We start from the raw sequence: 1,232 nt of genomic DNA, 5'->3' as shown, positions 1-1,232 counted from the left end.
TCATGATACCGCTTGGCAATTGAGAGGGATAGGCGGTCTGTTATTAGGTGCTTACACAAGTTCAGCAAGCAAGGAACCCACAACAAAAATCAGAACTAAAAAATAAACTAAATGATATACACCATGAAATCAGTAATCGAACACAAAAACAGCTACAAGCATTTGCTGAACAGAATCCGGAAATCAAACAACCTGATCCTGAATCTGATCGAAGCATGAAACGTTAGCCAGTTTTTAAAGGACATGCTATAATGGAGACAGAAAAAGGAAGCCCTGCGCTAACAAGACTTCCCATGCAAGCCGCTTCAAAGGCGGTGGCATTAGTTAACTAAACGATACTGTCGTCCCGTAACTCGCCAAAGTTATAATCGGGGCGGCTTTTTTATTTGTTCCTTTTGTCGATGCATGTTAGCAACGCTAAAATAAACATTGCAAACAGCAACATCAACGAGAGTGTCTGGAAGACGCTCATTGACTGTGAAACCTTCCTGAAGATTATTCCATGTTCCCATGGGCCTCACCTCGCAAGGGAAAAGACAGCCACCGCCCTTAAAACTTCCTGCGTAATCTATTATACAAGTGAATTAAGTATTGACCAAGAACAATAAAAATTAAGTCATGGAGTTTCATAGGATCCTAAATTTGATCAAATTAAGCTCAGCAAAACATCTTTTGTAGATACCCTTTTTTAAGTTCTTGGAGTTTTTCAAGCTTACGCTGATGAAGGGTAATAGTGTCGTCGAGTTGCTTAAAGAATAATCCTATTGTAAACTGTTTGTTTATTGGAGGGACTAGTATATTCAATTTTTAATTTCTAATATTGGAACTAAATTAGTGATGACTGATCCGGGATTAGTACTAGTTTTTCAGAAAATCATCTATTGTAAATTGAAGAGAACATTCGGAATCCGTTATTCAATTATTTATTCTAAATCTGATTAACGCTTGATTAAACACAACTTTATCAATATTGTTAGGAATACTAGATACTATATCTGTTGTTCCAACACTACTCATAATAAAACTATTTGAGGGTAACTCCAACTTTTTTAATTTTCTTACAGGTCTCACAACTTGGCTTTGATTCAAAACGACATTAAAGCGTTCAACGTCTAAGTATCACATTTTCAAATTTTTATGCCCATGTGCCTTTTACCATCTACTATTTATTGAGTGGTGTCATCGCGCAGTTTATACCGTTCCGATTACTCAAATAAGCGTCAAATAATTCC

1 protein-coding gene and 1 pseudogene are annotated in these 1,232 nt (G+C 36.4%); both read right to left on the bottom strand.

Translation table 11 applies throughout. The features are described 5' to 3' along the window. Positions 1–382: 382 nt before the first annotated feature. Positions 383–445 carry a putative holin-like toxin gene (locus FD01_RS16915; RefSeq protein ID WP_235809242.1) on the bottom strand — a complete coding sequence of 21 codons (63 nt, stop codon included), beginning with the start codon at positions 443–445 and terminating at the stop codon, positions 383–385. Positions 446–657: 212 nt separating this feature from the next. Next, positions 658–774: pseudogene (locus FD01_RS16465) on the bottom strand (restriction endonuclease subunit S); the annotation flags it as partial. Between the last annotated feature and the right edge of the window lie 458 nt (positions 775–1,232).

It is taken from the genome of Lacticaseibacillus manihotivorans DSM 13343 = JCM 12514, assembly GCF_001435035.1.
GTDB lineage: Bacteria > Bacillota > Bacilli > Lactobacillales > Lactobacillaceae > Lacticaseibacillus > Lacticaseibacillus manihotivorans.
This window is presented reverse-complemented; position numbering and strand designations above follow the sequence as displayed.